Below are 19,286 nucleotides of genomic sequence, written 5' to 3'. Positions count from 1 at the left end.
CTTACCCCGGTGCGCAGCGGCCGGACCTTCGCCGGACCAGGGCCGCGGCGTACCGTTGCACCGTGAACGTGGACGTGACACCGCTGCCCGGGATCGGGGTGCGCAAGGAGATCGAGCTGCGCAGCGGGCGCCGGGTCGGGGTCATCGCGCACCGCGACGGCAGGATCGAACTGATCCTCTCCCGGGCCGACGATCCGGACGCGTGCCTCGCCGAGATCCCGCTCAGCACCGAGGAGGCGGGTGCACTGGCGAACCTGCTGGGCGCCCCGCAGCTGGTGAACCAGCTCAACGACGAGCACCGCGACCTGCCCGGCATCACCACCCGCAAACTGCCGATCAGGACGAACAGCCCGTACGACGGCCGGCCGCTCGGCGACACCGCGCTGCGCACCCGCACCCAGGTGTCGGTGGTGGCCGTGATGCGGGCCGGACAGGTGTGTCCGTCGCCCACCCCGGACTTCGTGCTCGTCGCCGGGGACATCGTGATCGCCGTCGGGGAGGCGGACAAGCTCGAGCAGGCCGCCGACGTACTGGCCCGCGGCTGAGCCGCCTTGGACCACACCGCGCTCGAACTGCTCGAACTCGGCGCCGTCTTCTTCGGCCTCGGCCTGTTGGGCAGGCTCGCCCACCGGATCGGACTGTCCCCCATCCCGCTGTACCTCGTCGGCGGGCTCGCGTTCGGCGTCGGCGGAATCGTGCCGCTCGGCGACATCGGTGACTTCACCTCGCTGGCCGGTGAGGTCGGCGTCGTCCTGCTGTTGTTGCTGCTCGGGCTGGAGTACTCGGCGGCCGAGCTGGTCACCGGGCTCCGCCGGTCCTGGCTGGCCGGGATCGTCGACATCGTGCTCAACGCGGCGCCGGGCGTGGCGGTCGCGCTGATCCTCGGCTGGGGCCCGGTCGGGGCGATGGTGCTCGGCGGCGTCACCTACATCTCGTCGTCCGGGATCGTCGCCAAGGTGCTGTCCGATCTCGGGCGGCTGGGTAACCGGGAGACCCCGGTGGTGTTGTCGGTGCTGGTGTTCGAGGACCTGGTGATGGCCCTCTACCTGCCGATCCTCACCGCGCTGCTGCTCGGGGTGACGCTGTGGGGCGGGATCGGCGCGGTCGGGATCTCGGTCGCGGTGATCTCGGTGGTGCTGGTCGTCGCGCTGCGCTACGGGCGCTACGTCTCCGCCGTCGTCGACTCCGACGACCAGGAGGTCTTCCTGCTCAAGGTGCTCGGCGCCGCACTGCTGGTCGCCGGGTTCGCGCAGGCGATGCAGGTCTCGGCGGCGGTCGGTGCGTTCCTGCTCGGGATCGCGATCTCCGGCTCCACCGCGGAGAACGCCACCCGGCTCCTGGAACCGCTGCGGGACCTCTTCGCGGCCGTGTTCTTCGTCGTGTTCGGGCTGTCCACCGACCCGGCGACGATCCCCCCGGTGCTCGGCTGGGCGCTCGTGCTGGTCGTGTCGACCACCGTCACCAAGTTCGCGACCGGTTGGTGGGCGGCCCGCCGGGCCCGGATCGGGCGGATGGGCCGCGCCCGCGCCGGGGCGGCGCTGGTCGCCCGGGGCGAGTTCTCCATCGTCATCGCCGGCTTGGCCGTCGGGTACGCCGCGGTGCCCGACGAGCTGTCCTCGCTGGCCACCGGGTACGTGCTGATCATGGCGATGGTGGGGCCGATCCTGGCCCGCTACGTCGAGCCGCTGGTGCGGCTGTTCCCGACCCGCCCCGCCACCCCGGTCTGATCCGGCCCGGCCCGGTCGGGCCGCGCCGGTCCGATCCGCGCCGTTCAGGCCGCACGGGTCGGGCCGCGCCGGTCGGGTCGGGCCGGTCGCGTCGCGCCGGTCAGCTGTCGCGGGCCGCGAGGGTCGCGTTGTAGAGGTCCCGCTTCGGCACCCCGGCCGCCTCGGCGACGGCGGCGACGGCGTCCTTCAGCCGCTCACCGTCGTCGACCCGCTCCCGGACGGCGTCGACCAGCGACGCCACCGGCGGCGCCTGCCCGGCTTCGGCGCCGGCCAGCACCATCGTCACCTCGCCGAGCACGTCCCCGCTCGCCGCCCACTCGGCCAGCTCCGCGAGGGTGCCGCGCCGGACCTGCTCGTAGGTCTTGGTCAGCTCCCGGCACACCGCGGCCCGTCGATCCGGCCCCAGCACCTCGACGGCCGCGCGCAACAAGTCTGCCGTGCGCCGCGGCGACTCGAAGAAGACCACGGCCCGGCGTTCGTCGCGCAGCGTCTCCAGCCAGCGGCGCCGCTCCCCCGGCCGCCGCGGCGGGAAGCCCTCGAAGCAGAACCGCTCGGCGGGCAGCCCGGACAGGACCAGCGCCGTCGTCACCGCGGACGGGCCGGGCAGGCACGTCACCGGGAGGTCCTCGGCGGCGGCCGCGGCGACCAGCCGGTAGCCGGGATCGGACACGGCGGGCATTCCGGCGTCGGACACGACCAGCACGGTCGCCCCGTCCCGGACGGCCGCCAGCAGGCCGGGTGCCCGCTCGCTCTCCACCGCGTCGTAGTGGCTGACGATCTTACCCGTGTAGGTGACGCCGAGCGCCGCGGCGAGCGTGCGGAACCGGCGGGTGTCCTCGGCCGCGATCACGTCCGCGGTGCCGATCAGCTCCCGCAGCCGGACCGACGCGTCCCGCGGGTCACCCAGCGGTGTGGCGGCCAGGACCAGGACACCGGGAGCAGCGGTCGATGCGGACATCGCACCACCCTACGATCGGGCCCTGTGGCCACCTCGACCGCCGACCCCGGGAGCCGGGTCGCGGGAGCGGCCCCCGAACCGGGGCTGACGCCCCGCGGCACTCCCCCACCGCTGCGCCGTGCCGATCCCGGTCCGGCCGCGCGGCTCGGCGCGCCGCCGGCCACCGACCGGCTGCGCGGCTGGCTGATCACCGCCGGGGTGGTGCTGCTGGCCGCGCTGCTGCGCTTCTACGAGCTGGGCCAGCCCACCGACCGGGGCACCCCGGTGTTCGACGAGAAGCACTACGTGCCGCAGGCCTGGGAGATGGTCCGCAACGGCGGGGTGGAGAACAACCCCGGCTACGAGAAGATCGTCCATCCACCGCTGGGTAAGCACCTCATCGCGCTGGGCCAGATGGTGTTCGGCTACGACGGCGTCGGCTGGCGGGTGGCCGCCGCGCTGGCCGGGGTACTCACCGTGCTGCTCGTCGTGCGGGCCGGGCGGCGGCTCACCCGGTCCTCGGCGCTCGGCGGGCTGGCCGGGCTGCTGCTGATCGTGGACGGCCTGTCCCACGTGCAGTCCCGGATGGGCATGCTGGACGTGTTCGCCGCACTGTTCGTGGTGGCCGGGTTCACCGCGCTGCTCTGCGACCGGGACGACGTACGGGCCCGGATGGCCCGGGTGGTGGCGCAGGGCCGGGTCGGGGATACGCCGTTCGGGCCACGCTGGGGGGTGCGCTGGTGGCGGCTCGCCGCCGGTGTCTGTCTCGGGCTGGCCTGCGGCGTGAAGTGGAGCGGCTCCTACTACGTCGCCGCGTTCGGCGTGCTCTGCGTGCTGTGGGACGTGTCGCTGCGCCGCCGTGCCGGCGTCGCCCGGCCGTGGGCGGGCACCGTGCTGCGCGACCTCGCCCCCGCCCTGTGGGCGCTGGCGCTGGTCCCGATCGTCACCTACGTCGCGTCCTGGTGGGCGTGGTTCGGCAGCGAGACCGGGATCGACCGGCACCAGGTGGGCCGCGAGATCGGCGTCGGCGGGCCGTTCGCCTGGGTGCCGGACGCGCTGCGGTCGCTCTGGTACTACCACGGTCAGGCGCTGGCGTTCCACGCGAACCTGACCACCGGCAGCGCCGGGCAGCATCCCTGGGAGTCCAAGCCGTGGACGTGGCCGATGGGCCTGCGGCCGATGCTCTACCGCTACTCCGACGAGGCCACCGGCTGCGGTGCCTCCGAGTGCGTCTCGGCGGTGATGCTGATCGGCACGCCGACGCTGTGGTGGGCGTCGATCCCGGTCCTGCTGTGGGGCCTGTGGCGGGCGGTCACCCGGGTGGACTGGCGCTGGACGGCCGTGCTGGTCGGCTACGGCGCCGGATTCCTGCCGTGGTTCATGAACCTCGACCGGCAGATGTACTTCTTCTACATGATGCCGGTGGCGCCGTTCCTGGTGCTGGCGGCCACGCTCGCGATGGGCCAGCTGCTCGGGTACGCGGGGCAGTCCGAACGACGACGCCGGACCGGCCTGCTGGCGGTCTCGGCCTGGGTGGCGCTGATCCTGGTCAACTTCGTGTGGCTGTGGCCGATCCTGGTGGGCGATCCGATCACCCCGGAGCACTGGCAGGCGCAGCTGTGGCTGCCGTCGTGGCGCTGACCCGGGCTGCGCCGGACGGGTGACCCGGGCCACCCCGGGGAACCGGGCGCCGGCGACGGCCGACTCCTTCCCGGTGATACCCGTACCCTCCCCGATCCGCCGGGTCACCCTCGTCCTGCCCGTGGTCCTGGTCGCGCTGCTGCTCGGCGCGGCGCCCGCGTGGGCGCACACCGAGCTCGAGTCCAGCACCCCCGCCGAGAACGCCGAGGTAGCGCAGGCACCGTCCGAGATCTCCCTGACCTTCTCCGAGGACGTGTCCGCGGGCACCGCCGAGATCACCGTGCGCGGCCCGGACGGCGCCGACCGTGTCGGGGGCCCCGCCACCGAGGACGCCGGCACCCTGACCGTGCCGCTCGAGCCGCTGGGTGTGGCCGGCACCTACACGATCGAGTACCGGGTCGTGTCCGACGACGGCCATCCGGTCGCCGGCACGGTCCCCTTCACCCTGACCCGGCCCGGACCGGCCGGTGCGGCGGCGAACAGCGCGCCGGCCCCGTCCGCCGTCCCGCCCGCGACACCGGCACCGGCGGCCGCCGAGGGTGCCGACGACGGCGCGGGCGGCGCCCCGGTCTGGCCGTGGGTGCTGCTCGCCGTCGTCGTGCTCGGGGGTGGGGTGGCGCTCGCGCTGCGCCGCCGTCCGGGTTGATCCCGACCGGCGACGCCATGACCGGCGACACCGCACGGCACGACGCCGGACCGGCCGTCGTCACGGGCTGGTGCGCGATCGCACTGGGTGCCGCCGTGGTCGCGGCCGGGGCGAGCGGCGGCATCGCAGCCGACTCGGTCCCGCTCGGTCTCGCCGCGACCGTCGTGCGGGGCGGCGCCGATCTGGCAGCGCTGCTCGTCGCCGGGGCGGCACTCGCCATGATCCTGGCGCCGGGGCGGGTCCCCGGCGCGGGCCGGATGCTGATCGCCGCCGTACCGGCCTGGTTCGCGGTCCTGCTGGTGGAGGCGGTCGTCCGGAGTTCGATCATGGCCGGGGAGTCGCCGGCGACGGTGCGCCCCGCCGACGTCGTCGGCTACCTGACCGGCCCGGCCGCCGGGACCGGCCTGATCGTGGCCGGGACGGCCACGCTGCTGCTGCTCGGCTGTGCCGCCGGGCTCCCGGCCGGCTCCGGCCACGGCGCCGGTCCGGCGGTGCTGGTGCTGGTCATCGCGGTCGCCGGGGCGGCCGCACCTCCGGCGTTCGGACACGCGGCCGCGTCGGCGAACGCGGTGATCGCCGTCCCCGGCGTGGTGCTGCACGTGGCCGCGGCGCTGCTGTGGGTCGGCGGGCTCGGTGCGGTGCTGGTGCTCGCCCGCGACCCGGTGCTGCTGGCGGACGCGCTGCCCCGGTTCTCCCGGCTGGCCGGATGGAGCGTCGGGGTGCTGGCGGTCTCCGGGCTGCTCGCCGCGACGGCGCGGCTGGGCTCCCCGGCTGAGCTCGTCGGCGGTGCCTACGGTGCCCTGGTGCTGGTGAAGATCGTGTTGCTGGCCGGTGCGGCCGCGCTCGGCGGCCTCACCCGGCGACGGCTGCGCGCCGGCCGGGTGCCGGTGCTCGCCTGGGCGGGGATGGAGATCGTGCTGCTGCTCGCCGCGGTCGGCGTCGCGGCGACCCTCACCCGCACCGCCTGACCCGGACCGGCCGGGCAGGCGATGTGGGCCGGGATCCCGGTCAGCCGGCGAGGCGTGCGCTGCCGGAGCCGAAGCCCAGCCAGGTGTGCCGGTTGTTCCACCAGCACCAGCCGACCTTCGCCGCGTCCTTGCGTTCGCGGCCGTCGCGTCCGGTGCCACCGGAGATCCAGACGGCCGGGGTGCGGGCGTCGAACCGGCCGGACGGTCTGCGCACCCTGGACCCGATCGTCATGAAGCAGGAGTTGCGTTCCAGCACCTCGGGCGCCTGCAGCACCCACTGGACACCTTCGGTGAGCAGCATCGGGGTCCGCCCGTCCTGGGTGAACCGGGCGTCGGCCTCGGCGGGTGAGGCGTTCGCCAGCAGGTCGCCGCGGTCCGGGTCGGCCAGCAACCAGACCGCGGCGTCGGGCACCTCGGCGACCGGGGCGAAGTCGTCGACGTCGGTCATGTCCTCGACCACGAATCCCGGCCGGTCCGCGCGGCGCATCAGCGGCGCCAGCTCCGATGGCCGCAATCCACCGACGACGAGCAGTCCGGGCCGGTCCGGCAGTGCCGCCGCCTCGGAGCGCAGGGCGTCCGGGGTGAACGCTCCGGTCGCGCCGAGCGAGATCAGCCGCTCGGCCTGGTCGGTGACGGGCGGCAGGACGGGTGCGGGCATGCGGAGACCTCCGGGGCCGGGCGACGGGGCAGACCTGCAACGCCCGCTCCGGCCGGACTGTTCCCGGACGGCCTTGCCCGATCTCGGTGCTGGATCGACCGGGCCGTGGTGCGGGGCCGGGCCGATTCCGTCGCCGGGGTGGCCGTCGCCCGGTCCGTGCGGTCACCCGTCACAGCCACTGCGCGACGCCCCCGTTGCGCGAGCAGGTCCCCGACCGGTTCTGGCTGAAGCTGTAGCTGCCGTTCTTGCACTTCGCGGTCGCCCCCGGCGGCGCACTCGAGGCTTGGGTCGGCCGCTGCACGCAGTTGCCGTCGGAGTTGATGTAGTGCGACGAGGAGTTGCAGGAGGGGGCAGCCGCGGGGGCCGGGCGCTGCGGCGGAGCCTGCGGGGCGGGTGCCGCCCGAAGCGGTGCCTGCTGGTCGGCCCGGGCCCGCGCCTGCTGTTCCTGCTCGACCCGCTCCCGCTCCGCGACCCGCGCCTGCTCGGCGCGTTCCTGCTCGACCCGCTGCTGCTCGGCGACCCGTGCCTGTTCGGCCTGCTCCTGCTCGACCCGTTCCCGCTCGACGCGTTCCTGTTCGACGCGCGCCTGCTCGATCCGTTCCTGCTCAGCCCGTTCCTGCTCGACCGCCGCGATCGCCCGCGCCTCGGTGGCCTCGGCGGTGGCGGCTGCGGTCCGCTCGCTCGCCGCGCGATCGACCGGCGGGGTCATGGCCACCGCGAGCACGAGCAGCACCGGCGCCGCGATGAGCGCGGTCATCGCCCGGCCCCGATTCGGGACCCGGCCCTCCCGGCTCCGCCACACGGCGATCGCGGCGCAGAACAGGGCGGCGAACGCGAACAGAACGCCGAACGGCGCCGTGGCCGAGAACGGGGTGGAGACCGCCGCGAGCAGCACGAGGACGATGCCCGTCGTCGCGAGCCGATTGCGCTTCGCCCGGGTTCCCACCACCGGAAGGCGCTCGGTCGGGGAGTCGTCGTGCCAGCCGGAGTGCAGGTGCCCGTTCACGTCCGTCGCCACCGTTTCGTTGAGTCACGCACCGTGTCCGGTGTCGCACTCACTGCATCGGCAGCGACGTTTCGTCCGTTTCCTCCGTAGCCACCGTTACCGCCGGTACTCCCCAACTCTGTGGATCCCGCTGCCCGGGACGACGCGGACCGACGGAGAGGGCGACCCCCTCGCCGCGGGCATGGCCCGGTGGCGGACAGGGCCCACCCGATCCCCGCAGCGAACCCGGTCCCGGCCGTGAGATCGGCAACTCCGTGCAGAGGAGGCCGAACCAGGGATCCCCGCCGATCACGGATCTACCGCTGGGGTCCGACCTCGGCGAGCAGCTCGTCGTGATCCGCCGCCGCATCGGCGAGCAGCTCGTCCGCCGGAGCCGTTTCCTCCGCGGGCGGCGTGGCGCCGTCGTCGGCCGCCCTCGTCCCGGAGGGCACTCCCTGCCGGCCCGCTCGCGCCGCTGCGGCCGCCTGCCAGCACATCTCGTCACTCCCAGGTGAATCCGTCGGGATCGGTGAGCCGACCCAGCCCACCGGAGATGCGCAGCCGGTGCGATCCCGTTCCGTCGGCGTCGACGCCGGCGTTCTTCGCCACGGCGCGACGGCTCTGCAGCGCCAGCGTCACCGCTGCGCCCGGGGTATCGAACTCGACGTACTTGGAACCGAAGCTCCGGCCGATCGCGAGCCCGGCCCCGTCGTAGAACGCCTTCGTCACGCGGACGTCGGACACTCCCAGCAACAGCACCACCTGGGCGACCCGCCCGGTGACCTCCGCGGTGTTCTTCTTCGACGACGAGGCGAGCGTCCAGACCGTCCCGTCCGGCGCGCGCACCGAGCCGCCGTATCCCCAGAAGCTCTTCGCCACCGGCTTGACCTGCGTCGCACCACCCGCCAGTGCGGCGGCCGCGACGCGGTCCACATCGGCCGGCTGCTCGAAGACCAACGAGAGGCTGAAGCCCCGGAACCCTGCCGTCGGCTCGTCCGAGGCGCGCACCTTCACGATGTCCCCGAGCCCGAGGGCCTCGTCCACGAACCGCTGCGTGCTCGCCGCGTCATCCGATTCGATGATCACCGAATCGATCCCCGTCACGGTGCTGGTACCCATCTCACGTCACCTCGTTCGTCTGATTTCCTGCGGTGACGGCAACGCTAGGTGGGCCACGACGACCCGTGCTTCTCGATTCGTGACCGGTTCGTTCGGCCCTGGCCGAGGCACGCTCGCGCCGGGCCGCGGCGCGACACCGGTTGAGCGTCCCCGATCCCGACCACGTCAGGCAGGTACTGCAGCCCTACGGCACCCCCGCCCGGCGCGGAGACTCCGGCGCCGCAGGTGCCGGCTGAACCCGGCTCACGCACGCGGCCCGGCGCCGGCGGTCACCAACGCATCGTCGACGTCGCGGCGGTGACCACCGGGACGATCGAGGAGGCCGAGCACATCCGGCGCTCCCGGAAGCCCTCGGACACAGCTGAGCAAGCCGGGCTGTCGCGCAGCGCCTTGTACCGTGCGGCGCGCGAGGGGCGACTCGAACGGATCGCTCGCGGCATCTATCTGCCGGCGGATGCCCCGGCGGCGGACTGGGACCGGACAGAGGCCTCGACCCGTCGCCCGGAGGCGACGATCTGTCTGACGGCGGCGCTCGCTCACCATGACCTGACCGATGCGATCCCTGCTGCGCTGGATGTGGCGATCCCGCGCGGCTCACGTACGCCGGTGACCACGGGTGCGATCGCCTGGCACCAGTTCGACCGAGCCACGTTCGACATCGGCCGGGAGGAGATCCCGATCTCGGGCACGGATCAGAGGATCGGGATCCACTCGCCCGAGCGATCCATCGCGGACGCGTTCCGCCTGCGTAGCCAGGTTGGGTACGAACTGGCGCGGGAGGCGTTGAAGGAGTGGCTGCGCCGCGGCGGGAAGGCTGCCCGGCTGATGGAGATCGCCTCGCGCCTTCCTCGAGCGAAGTCTCCAGTCCTCCACGCACTGGAGGTGCTGGCGTGACCGCCGGAGATGAGGTGTTCCGCCGCGTCCAATCCGCGGCGCGCACCGCAGCGGGGAAGACCGGGGCGAGTACACCGACACAGGATCTGATCAGCCCGGCGCGGCGCCAACTTGCGATTCGAGCACTCAAGCTTGCATTGCTCGGCAGGCGAAGCCACGCAGTGGACTCGGCATCCCACCCGGTAAGTCGAGCGATACCCGCTGGCGTCGTGACACGACGGTGGTGGGCCAGGGCAAGTCCCGAAGCCGTCAATCGCACCGCAACGAGGTCTTCAGCCGCCCATCGCCAGTCGACCCCGACGCGGTCGTCGTGAAGTTCGCGAGGATACTCGGTAACAAGATCTCGGTAGTCCTCTGGATCGCGAATGAGAAACACTGCATCAGCCGCAACTTCGTCGAATGCAAAACGCCGAAGCGGCCTGTTCAGCCCACTGAATTCACTGCCTTCACCGCGCGCCCATGCGCTGCTACCGTCGGGCAGGAAAGAGGACGTCCAGAGCGCCCCCTCGGGCTTGTCGCCGTGCAGGTCGCTCACGGGGTTGACGATATGGATCGGACGCACATCGACGGATTCCGTAAAGACGGCCTGAGGCGATTCTATACCGTCACCCCGTAGCCAACCCTGACTGAGGACCCGGCCAAGCGCATGAGCTGTCTGGTCGAGATCTTCGTCCGCTCGCTCCGTGAAATCTTCCACTGCATACTGGTGACTATTAGCGAGAACGATATCCCAGTGAGCTCTTTCCAACCTGCTGAGGTCGGATCGGTCACGTGCGGCGCGGCATCGCTGAAGTAGGTGAAGCTCCTGGTAGACGGGCGATTGACTAGATCAACTCGTCCAACCAGGAGCTTCAGGGTGCTTGTCTACCCGTCGTCGATGCCCGTGTCCAACCGCGCCCTGCAGGTCCTGGCCGACGCGCTGCGCCACCGCCGCACCGTCCTCGGAAGCCGATGGCGGCGACTCACCGCCGGCGAGCAGGCGCTGCTGGTGCTGGCACATCTGAACAAGGGCGAGACCTACACCGCGCTGGCGGGCGGATTCGGTGTCGGCACCACCACGGTGTTCCGCTACGTCCACGAGGGCATCGACGTCCTCGCCGCACTCGCGCCGACCCTCGACGAGGCCCTCGATGTCGCCCGGCGCAAGGCGTTCGTGATCCTGGACGGCACCCTGCTGGCGATCGATCGGGTCGGCATGGGATCGGGCTATGACCGGGCGTTCTACTCCGGCAAACACAAACGTCACGGCGTGAACGTCCAAGTCCTCGCCGACCCGTCTGGTCGGCTGGTGTGGGCCTCACCAGCTCTGCCCGGTGCCCGCCACGACATGGGCGCCGCCTGCGAACACGGCCTGATCGACGCGCTCAACGACACCGGGATCCACGTCGTCGCCGATACCGCGTACCAGGGTGGTGGTTCGGCGATCCGGGTCCCGCAGCGCCGTCGCCGCCTCGACCCCGACACCGGCCGCTACCGGCAGCTGTCGCGGGCGCAGAAGCAGGTCAACGCCGCACACGCCCGTCAACGCGGTCCCGGGGAGCGAGCGAACGCCCAGCTCAAGTCGTGGCAGGTGCTCCGCAAGATCCGCAGCTGCCCGCGCCGCGCGACGACCCTGGTCCAAGCGGTGATGGTGCTGATCCAGACCGCCTGAGATCAAGTTGGAAAGGGTTCAGTAGGTCTCAACCAGATCTTGACTACCCGGGTTGATCTGGTGCTCGACGAGCGACTCAGCCGCCTGCAGGATGACCGGACCCCAGACTCGAGTGCTCGGCATTCCTGGTCTCCCCCTGCGTGTGAGGCCGTTGGCTCGCCAGACGATCGCCGCCGGGGCGGCCATCCGGATCACCTTCTCCGCCGGATACGTCAGCGCCACCTCGATCCTGCCCGCCTTCGTCCATGGCGTCCGCAGGGACCCGGTCCCGGCAGACCGAGGTCCTGGCCGTCCCGGCAGGACTCGCCGTCGGAGTGACGCAACGAGGTACGTCCGGGGTGGGATGCCTGCGACGACTGCGATCTTGGATCACCCGGTGAGTGTCTCCAGGACGGCGTACGCCCACGGAGCCCGCGAGGACCCACGGGCGGGGAATCAGATGCTGAGTGCGTCCCCGAGAAGAGTCACGTAGGTCGGGTGCGCCAGGGGGAGGGAGTCGAGGAGGTCGCGCGCGGTGAACCAGCGGAGCTGTTGATGCTCGTGCGGGGCGAGGTTTCTGATGTCTCCGTGCCAGTGACGGATGAGCCACAGCGACAGGTCGATCCCCAGATCGTCGTCGGCCAGACGGCTCCAGGGCTCCTCGACGGTGGCCTCGATGCCCAGTTCCTCGCGCAGTTCGCGACGCAGGGCCCGGCGAGGAGATTCGCCCGGTTCCACGTGTCCGCCCGGAACATCCCACACGCCGGGGAACGAGACACGATCCGGATGCCTCAGCCCCAGCAGCACCCGGTCACCGTCCATGAGCACCCCACCCACCAGCGCGACCCGCGAGGACGCCGAGCTGCCGGTGAGGGCGAACCGTTCGAGCACCGTCCGCGTGGAGGCATCGGTCACCGTCCACAGCAGCTCCCTCACCCTGAACGACACGTCCAGGCCGCTGCCACTCAGCTGCGTCCAACACGCAGACAACGACTGTGCAGTGCTGGGGTGGGCGACGGTCGCGTGGAACGGGTACCCGCTGAATCTCTGGGGCGGAAGAAGCAGCCGATCCCTCAGCGCCTCCAAGCCGCCCCGGGAATCCTCGACCATGACGAAAACCCCACCTCGACCCTCCGCACAGCCGAAGGCTCCGAGCCGGATCGGAAACGCCGGCATCTCGTCGGCTGCGCGCGCCGCCCGCTCCAACAACAGTTCGGCATCGACCGTCTCTTCCGGGTATACGACCGTGACGTGCGCCGGGACCACATCACGCATCACGGGATCCCACACCGAACGCAACTCATCGACAGCACGCGCAGCATCGCCATCCAGATGCACCGCCAAGTGCCGCCGAGACCCTCGCTCCACCACCCTCACCAGCTAGCACCTGTGCTCGAGCATCCGGGTCGGATTCCAGCCCTGATGAGCGCCGACTCCGGCAAGACCCACCGACCGGGCGAACAGGAGACCGAGGGACCTCGACGAGCTCGGGCGCAAGCGCACAGCCCTGATGCGGGCCCACTACGACGATGCCGGCCCCATCGACTGCTGACGGTCGAGACGGACCGACCGGCTCGGGCATGAACGACACCACCCCGGCCTCTGTTGGAGGTCGGGGTGTGGATCAGACATTTATGGTGGAGCTGAGGGGAATCGAACCCCTGACCTTCTCGATGCGAACGAGACGCGCTACCAACTGCGCTACAGCCCCGCGGCCCGCCCTCGCGGGCTGACCTGAAGAACACTAACAGACCCCTATTCGCCCGCCGCACGCCGGTGCAGGGTCGGGTCGTCGAGGACGTCCGGCTCCTCCTCGGCGTCCACGTCGACCAGCGACGTGCCGTCCGGGACCGGCGGCGGCGGGGCCGCGACCAGCCTCGGGAGCGACGACTCGTGCTCGGTCGAGGCCGGTCCCTCCACGGTGCGCCGGCGGGCCGGAAGGACCCCGAGGGGCTGTCCGGTCCCGCGCACCCGGGTCGGTTCGCCGTCGTCGGCGGTCCAGTCGACGTCGTCGTCACCGTTGTCGGGCCGCTCGGCGTCCGCGGTCACGGCCTCGGTGTCCGGGTCGTCGATCTGCCCGGGCGCCTGCGGCTCCGGCTCGTCGGCCGTGGCCCGGCGGGGAGCCGCGAGCCGGGCCGCGCGGCGGGCCCGGATGGCCTCCTCGATCCGGACCTGCCGGCGCAGGTAGGTGAGGTAGCCGACCAGGCCGGCGCCCAGCACGCCGGCGACCCACCAGAACACGGTGGACACCAGCAGCGCGGTGACACCCGCCACGACCAGCAGCACGAGCAGCGCGAGCACCACGCGCTGACGGAACGTGTACTTGGCGTGCGCGGCCGCGGCGGCGGCCTCGGGATCGAAACCACCGCGGCCGGGGCGGTACCGGGACGGCGCGTGGTTCGCGTCCTCGTCGTCCGGATAACCGATGCCGGTTGCGTCCGGTTCGAGCATCTCGTCACGATCGGTCTCGGCGTCGTCGTCGGTGAACCGGTCGTCTACTAACCGGTCGTCGCCGAATCGGTCCGCGGCGAACCGGTCGTCGGCGGGATCGGCGTCACCGGGCTCGTCACCGTCACCGACGGCGGCCGGCTCGGCGGTCCGGGGGTCGCGCTCCCGGTCCGCGGCACGGCCGCCGTCACGCTCGGCGTCGTCACGCTCGGCGCCGTCGGTGTACTCGGCGTACTCGTCGTAGCCATCGTGCTCGGCGTGCTCGGCGTCGAGGTGGTCGTCCTCCAGGCCGTGCACGCGGCCGTCGTCGTCGATCTCCGCGTCGAGGCCGTCGTCGTAGTCGTGGTCACCACGTCCGTAGTCGCCACGGTCGTAGTCACCACGTCCGTAGTCACCGTGCTCGCGGTCTCCGCGGTCGTGATCGCCGCCGTGTGCATCGTCGTAGCCGTCGGTGCGCGGGCCGGGAACGCCGTCCCTGCTCTGCACCAGCTCACCTACGGTGCTCGGACCGGATCGCTCCATCACCAGTACCTCCGGGTATCGATGCCGCATCGGGCGTTCCAGCACCCGACCGGACAGCAGCGCCGGGCTGAGCCGGGCCACCTCCTGCTGACGCCGGGCGACGGTCGGCACCAGGATGAGCAGCCACAGCACGACCAGACCAACGAAGATCAGAGAGCTGGGCACGGGCTGCCTCCTCCCCGACCGGCGCAGTCCACCCGATGGCCGGGCCCCGATCCCGTCCACCGAGGATCACCGTAATCGGCGAACGGTGCCGCCCCCGGCCGCGACGCGCCGTGGTCCCCCGGACGGACGGCAGAACGTGAGGGACGAGCGGTACGCCAGTGACTCCGGAGGGTGACGAATCAGGCGCGGGCCGCCCGGCCGTCCCGGATCAGCTTCGCCGCGAAACCGCCGACCGGGCGTTCCTCCACGGTCATGGCATAGGCGTAGTGGTCGCGCCATCCGCCGTCGACGTCGAGATAGCGCAGCAGCAGCCCCTCGCGCCGGAAACCGAGCTTGCACAGCACGGTGATGCTGGCCACGTTCTCCGGTCGGACGGTCGCTTCCACCCGGTGCAGCCGGACCGACCCGAAGCAGTGGTCGAGCACCATCGCGACCGCGGCCGTCGTGATCCCCCGGCGGGCGAACCGCGAGTCGCACCAGTAACCGACGTAGGCCGAGAGCAGCGGCTCACGCACGATGTTCCCGACCATCACGTGGCCCGCGAGCACACCGTCGACGGTGATCGCGAACGGCAGCGACAGCCCCCGGCGGGCCGACGAGCGCAGCAGGTACCAGCGGCCCGGCCACTCGAACGACGAGTTCCGGCGGGCCCAGCCACCGTGCGTGGTGGGCTCCCACGGGCGCAGGTAGGCCTCGTCACGCTGCCGGATCCGGGCCCACTCGCGGCCGTCGCGCAGCCGCACCGGACGCAGCCGGACCTCGTGGTCGCGTACCCGCAGCGGGCCGAGCCGGGCGGGCCACCCGGGGTGGCTGCCCGGTGGCTCCGGCACCGCCGTGGGGGGCACCCCGGTCAGCCGCGGCCGCGGGGGACGAGCTCGACCTGCTCCCCCACCGTCATCTCGGTGACGTCCTCCGGGACGACCGCCAGTGCGTTGACCTCGGCGAGCACCGCGAGCAGGTGGTTCCCCGATCCACCGAGCGGCTGGGCGAGCAACTCGCCGCCCGCGTCGTCGCGCAACAGCCGCGCGGGGACGTAGGAGCGTCGCCCGGCAGGCGAGACCAGCGGCGAGGTCAGGCGTGCGGTCCAGGTCCGGCGCCGGGCCTCCTGGCCCAGCGCGAGCCGGACCAGCGGCCGCACGAACACCTCGAACAGCACCAGCGCCGTCGCCGGGTGCGGCGGGAACAGGAAGACCGGTACCGCGTCCGGGCCGAGCCGTCCGTAGCCCTGCGCGGATCCCGGGTGCACCGCGATCCGGGTGTCGTCGATCCCGCCGAGGTCGGCGAGCGCGCTGCGCGCCTCCGCGGCGGCCGTCCCGCCACCGGCTCCGCACACCACGATGATCTCGCTGGCGGGCAGCAGGTCCTCGACGGCGCCGCGGATCTCGTCGGCGCTGCCGCCGACCGTCCGTGCGCGGTTGGTCTCGGCACCGGCCTCCCGGGCGGCGGCGGTGAGCGCGTGCGAGCAGACGTCGGCGACCTGGCCGGACGACGCCGACCGGCTCACCTCGACCAGCTCGTCGCCGACCGACACGATCGACACCCGCGGCCGCGGGTGCACCAGCAGCTTGTCCCGACCGGCCGCGGCGAGCATCGCGACCTGCGCGGACCCGACGATGTCGCCCTCCCGGACGGCGACGTCACCGGACTGCACGTCCTCACCGACCCGGCGCACGAAACCGGCGGAGGGCACGCTGCGGTGCACCGTCAGCCGGGCCGCGCCGGAGTCGGTCCACGCCACCGGCGCGACGGCGTCGGCGAGGGTGGGCAGCGGCGCGCCGGCCGCCACCCGGACGGCCTGGCCGGGCTGCAGCCGCAGCGGCTGCCGGGATCCGGCGGCGATCTCGCCGACCACCGGGACGGTGACCGGGCTCGCCTCGGTCGCACCGGCGACGTCGACGCTGCGGACCGCATAGCCGTCGATCGCCGCCTGGTCGAACACCGGGAGCGGACGTCCGGTGACGACCTCCTCGGCACTGCGCAGCCCCTGCGCGTCCGCGATCGCGACCCGCACCGGGGCGGGCCGCACGGCCACGTCCAGGATCCGGGTGAGGTGCTCCTCGACCGTGCGCACGCCGCTCAGTCCTTCAGTCGGTCGGTCAGCCAGCCGCGCAGGCTCGCGCCGTACTCGGGGTGGAGCAGCATGAAGTCGACGTAGGCGCGCACGTAACCGGCCGGGTTGCCCAGGTCGTGCCGTCCGCCGCGGTGCACGACCACGTGCACCGGATGCCCCTCGGAGATCATCAGCGCGACGGCGTCGGTCAGCTGGAGCTCGCCGCCCGCCCCGGGGGTGATCCGGTCGAGTGCGTCGAACACCGCCCGGTCCAGGAGGTAGCGGCCCGCCGCAGCGAAGGTGGAGGGTGCCTCGTCGGCCGAGGGCTTCTCGACCATGCCGTGCACGCGCTTGACGTCGTCGTCACCGGTCTCGGAGACCTCGAACACGCCGTAGGCGGAGATCTCCTCGCGTGGCACGTCGACCGCGCAGAGCACGCTGCCGCCGTACTCGGCCCGGACCGCCGCCATCGTGGCCAGCACGCCGGTCGGCAGGACCAGGTCGTCCGGGAGCAGCACCGCGACGGCCTGCTCGTCGTCGGCCAGCGCCGGGCCGGCCTGGGCTACCGCGTGCCCGAGCCCTTTCGGCTCGTGCTGGTACACCGACTCGACCTCGAGCAGCCCGGGTGCGCGGCGGACCCGTTCGGCCAGCTCGCCCTTGCCCCGCTCCTCCAGGGTCTTGACCAGATCGCCGTCCTCACGGAAGTACGCGGCGACCGAGTCCTTGCCCGGTGAGGTCACGATCAGCAGCCGCTCGGCGCCCGCCTGCGCTGCCTCGGCGGCGACGAGTTCGATGCCCGGGGTGTCGACGACGGGGAGCAGTTCCTTCGGCACCGCCTTCGTGGTCGGCAGGAACCGCGTTCCGAGACCGGCCGCGGGGACCACGGCGGTGCGGAACGCCCCGGCCGTTCTGGTGGTCTGCGCGCTCATGGTCGGCGAGCCTAGCCACAGCCCTACCCTGGAGCCGTGACGGCTCGCGCGGAGACAACCGACGGATCGTCCCCTGATCAGGGCGGGGGACCCGGTGACGGCAAACAGACGCTGCGCCGCACGCTGCTGGCCGCACGCAGGAACCGGTCCGCCGAGGACCGGGCCGCGGCCACCGCATCGCTGAGCCGGCATGTGATCTCGCTCGCATCCGGCACGCCCGGTCCGGTCGCCTGCTATCTGCCGATCGGCGGTGAGCCCGGTGCCGCGGCCGGGGATGTTCCGGCGCTCCCGGACGCACTGCTCGCCGCCGGGCACGAGGTGCTCGTCCCGGTCGTTCCGGACGAACCCGGGCCGCTGGACTGGGCCCGCTACACCGGTCCGGACGGGCTGGTCGACGGCCCGTTCGGGACCCGGCAGCCGGCCGGTCCGCGATCGGGCCCCGACGCCGTGGCCTCGGCAGCGCTGGTCCTGGTCCCGGCGCTGGCGGTGGACCGGAGCGGGCGGCGGCTCGGCCGTGGCGGCGGCTACTACGACCGCACGCTGCCGAGGGTGGCCGAGGGCGCCGGGATCGCCGTGCTGCACGACGGCGAACTGCTCGACGCGGTCCCGGCCGAGCCGCACGACATCCCGGTCGGGCTCGTGGTGCTCCCCGGTGCCGGCGTGGTGCAGGTCTCGCCCGATCGGTGACCCTCGACGGACGGACGGGTCGGAGTCCCGGCGGCCGCAGAGTATGCTGGCACTCGCCGTCTTGGAGTGCCAACCGTCGTCCCGGAGGATGTTGTGCCGACCTACCAGTACGCATGCACAGCGTGTGACCACCGCTTCGAGGCGGTCCAGGCGTTCTCCGACGACGCTCTCTCCGAGTGCCCGAACTGCGCCGGCAAGCTGCGCAAGGTCTTCTCCTCGGTCGGCATCGTGTTCAAGGGCAGCGGCTTCTACCGCACCGACTCGCGTTCGGGCTCGGTGAGCGGCAACGGCTCCTCGGAGACCTCGTCCTCGTCCGACTCCTCCTCGTCGGACAAGTCGTCGGCCGGATCGTCGTCGGAGAAGTCGTCGTCCTCCGACTCGTCCTCGTCCTCGTCGTCCGACTCGTCGTCGAAGTCGTCGAAGTCGGAGAGCTCCTCCTCGTCGTCCTCCTCGAAGGCCGCCGCCACCTCCTGATCGGGAGAGTTGTCCACAGGCCGTCCGGTTGTCCACAGGTCGGCGGTCCACCTCCTGAACCACCTTTTTCCGCCTTACCGTCGATCCGTGGCCGGATCCGGAGGGCGGACGGATGGACGACGATCAGCGGTCCCGCAGACCCTGGGACAGGGTGCTGCCGGGAATCACGCACGGCCCGTCCTGGGCACGGGCGCTGTTGTTGCGCCGGGCGCTCGCGGCGGTGCTCGCAGTCGCGGCGCTGGTGGTCGCGCTGCTCCCCGATCCGGCCGACGAGCGATTGCCGGTGCTGGTCGCCGCCCATGATCTGGCGGCGGGCAGCCCGATCGGGCCTGCCGACGTCGCGGTGTCCGGGTGGCCGGCCGCGCTGGTCCCCGGCGGGGTGCTGCGGACCGTGGCGGAAGCGGGCGGCCGGGTGCCGGCCGGCCCGGTTCGGGCCGGCGAGCCGATCACCGACCTGCGCCTGGTCGGGCCGGGTCTCGCCGAGCGGACCGGTGGCCCCGGTGCCTCCGCGGTGCCGGTGCGTCCGGCCGATCCCGCGGTCGCGGCGCTCCTGACCCCGGGCACCCGGGTCGATGTGATCGCGGGCGGGCCGGAGGGGCCCCGGGTGCTGGCCGCCCGGGCCGGTGTCGTCGCCGTGCTGCCCGACACGCCGGCCGGTCCCGGATCCGGGACCGGGACCGGCCCGGGGCCGCTGGTGCTGGTCGCGCTGCCCGAGGCCGAGGCCACCGCGGTCGCCGCGGCGACCCTGGCCGGAGAGGTCACGGTGACGCTGCGATGACCGCCCGGCCGGGGGCACGCCCGGTGGC

Annotated in this window: 21 protein-coding genes, 1 tRNA gene and 1 pseudogene; 10 read left to right on the top strand and 13 right to left on the bottom strand. The window is 72.8% G+C overall.

All coding sequences use genetic code 11. The annotated features are described in order from the left end of the window. Positions 1–62 precede the first annotated feature (62 nt). Both Pdca_RS04645 and Pdca_RS04640 read left to right on the top strand, forming a co-directional pair. Positions 63–545, top strand: a complete 483-nt coding sequence (locus Pdca_RS04645; RefSeq protein WP_085914771.1) for a cation:proton antiporter regulatory subunit — start codon at positions 63–65, stop codon at positions 543–545. A gap of 6 nt (positions 546–551) precedes the next feature. Beyond that, positions 552–1,727, top strand: a complete 1,176-nt coding sequence (locus Pdca_RS04640) for a cation:proton antiporter (protein WP_085914755.1) — start codon at positions 552–554, stop codon at positions 1,725–1,727. A 100-nt stretch (positions 1,728–1,827) separates the two neighbouring features. Here the strand turns inward: Pdca_RS04640 and rsmI are convergent, their stop codons facing one another. Beyond that, positions 1,828–2,685 carry a 16S rRNA (cytidine(1402)-2'-O)-methyltransferase gene (gene rsmI / locus Pdca_RS04635; RefSeq protein WP_085914756.1) on the bottom strand — a complete coding sequence of 286 codons (858 nt, stop codon included), beginning with the start codon at positions 2,683–2,685 and terminating at the stop codon, positions 1,828–1,830. Positions 2,686–2,709: 24 nt separating this feature from the next. Between rsmI and Pdca_RS04630 the strand changes: the two genes are divergently transcribed. The 3 genes from Pdca_RS04630 (at position 2,710) to Pdca_RS04620 (ending at position 5,919) form a co-directional block, all read left to right on the top strand. Continuing rightward, positions 2,710–4,305: a dolichyl-phosphate-mannose--protein mannosyltransferase gene (locus Pdca_RS04630; RefSeq protein ID WP_166665898.1), complete on the top strand. Its 1,596-nt coding sequence runs from the start codon at positions 2,710–2,712 to the stop codon at positions 4,303–4,305. A 73-nt stretch (positions 4,306–4,378) separates the two neighbouring features. Beyond that, entirely contained in the window at positions 4,379–4,951 is a 573-nt protein-coding gene (locus Pdca_RS04625; protein ID WP_085914773.1) for a copper resistance CopC family protein, read from the top strand. 17 nt (positions 4,952–4,968) lie between these two features. Beyond that, positions 4,969–5,919, top strand: a complete 951-nt coding sequence (locus Pdca_RS04620) for a CopD family protein (protein WP_085914757.1) — start codon at positions 4,969–4,971, stop codon at positions 5,917–5,919. A gap of 40 nt (positions 5,920–5,959) precedes the next feature. Here the strand turns inward: Pdca_RS04620 and Pdca_RS04615 are convergent, their stop codons facing one another. The 4 genes from Pdca_RS04615 to Pdca_RS04600 form a co-directional block, all read right to left on the bottom strand. Then, a complete protein-coding gene (locus Pdca_RS04615) occupies positions 5,960–6,577 on the bottom strand; it encodes a DUF5701 family protein (RefSeq protein ID WP_085914758.1) in 618 nt (205 codons plus the stop codon). A 169-nt stretch (positions 6,578–6,746) separates the two neighbouring features. After that, positions 6,747–7,595, bottom strand: coding sequence for a DUF3761 domain-containing protein (locus tag Pdca_RS37760; protein ID WP_232021415.1), 849 nt, complete (start codon positions 7,593–7,595; stop codon positions 6,747–6,749). Positions 7,596–7,879: 284 nt separating this feature from the next. Beyond that, positions 7,880–8,059, bottom strand: a complete 180-nt coding sequence (locus tag Pdca_RS04605) for a hypothetical protein (protein ID WP_085914759.1) — start codon at positions 8,057–8,059, stop codon at positions 7,880–7,882. 4 nt (positions 8,060–8,063) lie between these two features. Continuing rightward, on the bottom strand, positions 8,064–8,681 hold the full coding sequence (locus Pdca_RS04600) for a VOC family protein (RefSeq protein WP_166665897.1): 618 nt from the start codon (positions 8,679–8,681) through the stop codon (positions 8,064–8,066). A gap of 225 nt (positions 8,682–8,906) precedes the next feature. Between Pdca_RS04600 and Pdca_RS04595 the strand changes: the two genes are divergently transcribed. Together Pdca_RS04595 and Pdca_RS04590 are read left to right on the top strand one after the other, a co-directional pair. Then, positions 8,907–9,575 carry a type IV toxin-antitoxin system AbiEi family antitoxin domain-containing protein gene (locus Pdca_RS04595; protein ID WP_197719921.1) on the top strand — a complete coding sequence of 223 codons (669 nt, stop codon included), beginning with the start codon at positions 8,907–8,909 and terminating at the stop codon, positions 9,573–9,575. 856 nt (positions 9,576–10,431) lie between these two features. Continuing rightward, positions 10,432–11,226, top strand: coding sequence for a transposase family protein (locus tag Pdca_RS04590; protein WP_125911261.1), 795 nt, complete (start codon positions 10,432–10,434; stop codon positions 11,224–11,226). 18 nt (positions 11,227–11,244) lie between these two features. Here Pdca_RS04590 and Pdca_RS35195 read toward each other — a convergent pair whose 3' ends face one another. From Pdca_RS35195 to Pdca_RS04560, 7 genes are all read right to left on the bottom strand, one after another. After that, a complete protein-coding gene (locus tag Pdca_RS35195; RefSeq protein ID WP_141287000.1) occupies positions 11,245–11,448 on the bottom strand; it encodes a hypothetical protein in 204 nt (67 codons plus the stop codon). Positions 11,449–11,661: 213 nt separating this feature from the next. After that, complete coding sequence (locus Pdca_RS04585) at positions 11,662–12,543, bottom strand: NUDIX domain-containing protein (RefSeq protein WP_232021623.1); 882 nt, start codon at positions 12,541–12,543, stop codon at positions 11,662–11,664. A gap of 297 nt (positions 12,544–12,840) precedes the next feature. After that, positions 12,841–12,916, bottom strand: a tRNA-Ala gene (locus Pdca_RS04580). A 44-nt stretch (positions 12,917–12,960) separates the two neighbouring features. Next, positions 12,961–14,340 (bottom strand): divisome protein SepX/GlpR, encoded by a 1,380-nt coding sequence (gene sepX, locus Pdca_RS04575; RefSeq protein WP_085915971.1) that lies wholly within the window; start codon positions 14,338–14,340, stop codon positions 12,961–12,963. Positions 14,341–14,519: 179 nt separating this feature from the next. Continuing rightward, positions 14,520–15,170, bottom strand: a complete 651-nt coding sequence (locus tag Pdca_RS04570; protein ID WP_269462836.1) for a GNAT family N-acetyltransferase — start codon at positions 15,168–15,170, stop codon at positions 14,520–14,522. Positions 15,171–15,190: 20 nt separating this feature from the next. Beyond that, positions 15,191–16,411 (bottom strand): molybdotransferase-like divisome protein Glp, encoded by a 1,221-nt coding sequence (glp, locus tag Pdca_RS04565; RefSeq protein ID WP_085915973.1) that lies wholly within the window; start codon positions 16,409–16,411, stop codon positions 15,191–15,193. A 5-nt stretch (positions 16,412–16,416) separates the two neighbouring features. Beyond that, positions 16,417–17,319: a UTP--glucose-1-phosphate uridylyltransferase gene (locus Pdca_RS04560; RefSeq protein WP_085915974.1), complete on the bottom strand. Its 903-nt coding sequence runs from the start codon at positions 17,317–17,319 to the stop codon at positions 16,417–16,419. A 36-nt stretch (positions 17,320–17,355) separates the two neighbouring features. On the opposite strand from Pdca_RS04560, the gene Pdca_RS04555 reads away from it, so the two are divergent. Both Pdca_RS04555 and Pdca_RS37755 read left to right on the top strand, forming a co-directional pair. Beyond that, the gene (locus tag Pdca_RS04555; RefSeq protein WP_232021414.1) at positions 17,356–18,006 is read left to right on the top strand and encodes a 5-formyltetrahydrofolate cyclo-ligase; all 651 of its coding nucleotides are present in this window, start codon (positions 17,356–17,358) and stop codon (positions 18,004–18,006) included. Between the two features lie 66 nt (positions 18,007–18,072). Further along, positions 18,073–18,192 (top strand): annotated as a pseudogene (locus Pdca_RS37755) (FmdB family zinc ribbon protein); the annotation flags it as partial. Positions 18,193–18,254: 62 nt separating this feature from the next. Here Pdca_RS37755 and Pdca_RS37750 read toward each other — a convergent pair. Next, complete coding sequence (locus Pdca_RS37750) at positions 18,255–18,497, bottom strand: hypothetical protein (RefSeq protein WP_307724068.1); 243 nt, start codon at positions 18,495–18,497, stop codon at positions 18,255–18,257. A 95-nt stretch (positions 18,498–18,592) separates the two neighbouring features. Between Pdca_RS37750 and Pdca_RS04545 the strand changes: the two genes are divergently transcribed. Further along, positions 18,593–19,258 carry an SAF domain-containing protein gene (locus tag Pdca_RS04545; protein ID WP_232021413.1) on the top strand — a complete coding sequence of 222 codons (666 nt, stop codon included), beginning with the start codon at positions 18,593–18,595 and terminating at the stop codon, positions 19,256–19,258. The last annotated feature ends 28 nt before the right edge of the window (positions 19,259–19,286 follow it).

The sequence above is a fragment of the Pseudonocardia autotrophica genome, assembly GCF_003945385.1.
Classification (GTDB): Bacteria; Actinomycetota; Actinomycetes; order Mycobacteriales; family Pseudonocardiaceae; genus Pseudonocardia; species Pseudonocardia autotrophica.
This window is presented reverse-complemented; position numbering and strand designations above follow the sequence as displayed.

Bases quoted from the DNA above. Each gene is read 5' to 3' on its own strand.
- rsmI (WP_085914756.1), bottom strand. From the start codon at position 2,685: ATGTCCGCATCGACCGCTGCTCCCGGTGTCCTGGTCCTGGCCGCCACA.
- Pdca_RS04620 (WP_085914757.1), top strand. From the start codon at position 4,969: ATGACCGGCGACACCGCACGGCACGACGCCGGACCGGCCGTCGTCACG.
- Pdca_RS04615 (WP_085914758.1), bottom strand. From the start codon at position 6,577: ATGCCCGCACCCGTCCTGCCGCCCGTCACCGACCAGGCCGAGCGGCTG.
- Pdca_RS04605 (WP_085914759.1), bottom strand. From the start codon at position 8,059: ATGTGCTGGCAGGCGGCCGCAGCGGCGCGAGCGGGCCGGCAGGGAGTG.
- Pdca_RS04600 (WP_166665897.1), bottom strand. From the start codon at position 8,681: ATGGGTACCAGCACCGTGACGGGGATCGATTCGGTGATCATCGAATCG.
- Pdca_RS04560 (WP_085915974.1), bottom strand. From the start codon at position 17,319: ATGAGCGCGCAGACCACCAGAACGGCCGGGGCGTTCCGCACCGCCGTG.
- Pdca_RS04545 (WP_232021413.1), top strand. From the start codon at position 18,593: ATGGACGACGATCAGCGGTCCCGCAGACCCTGGGACAGGGTGCTGCCG.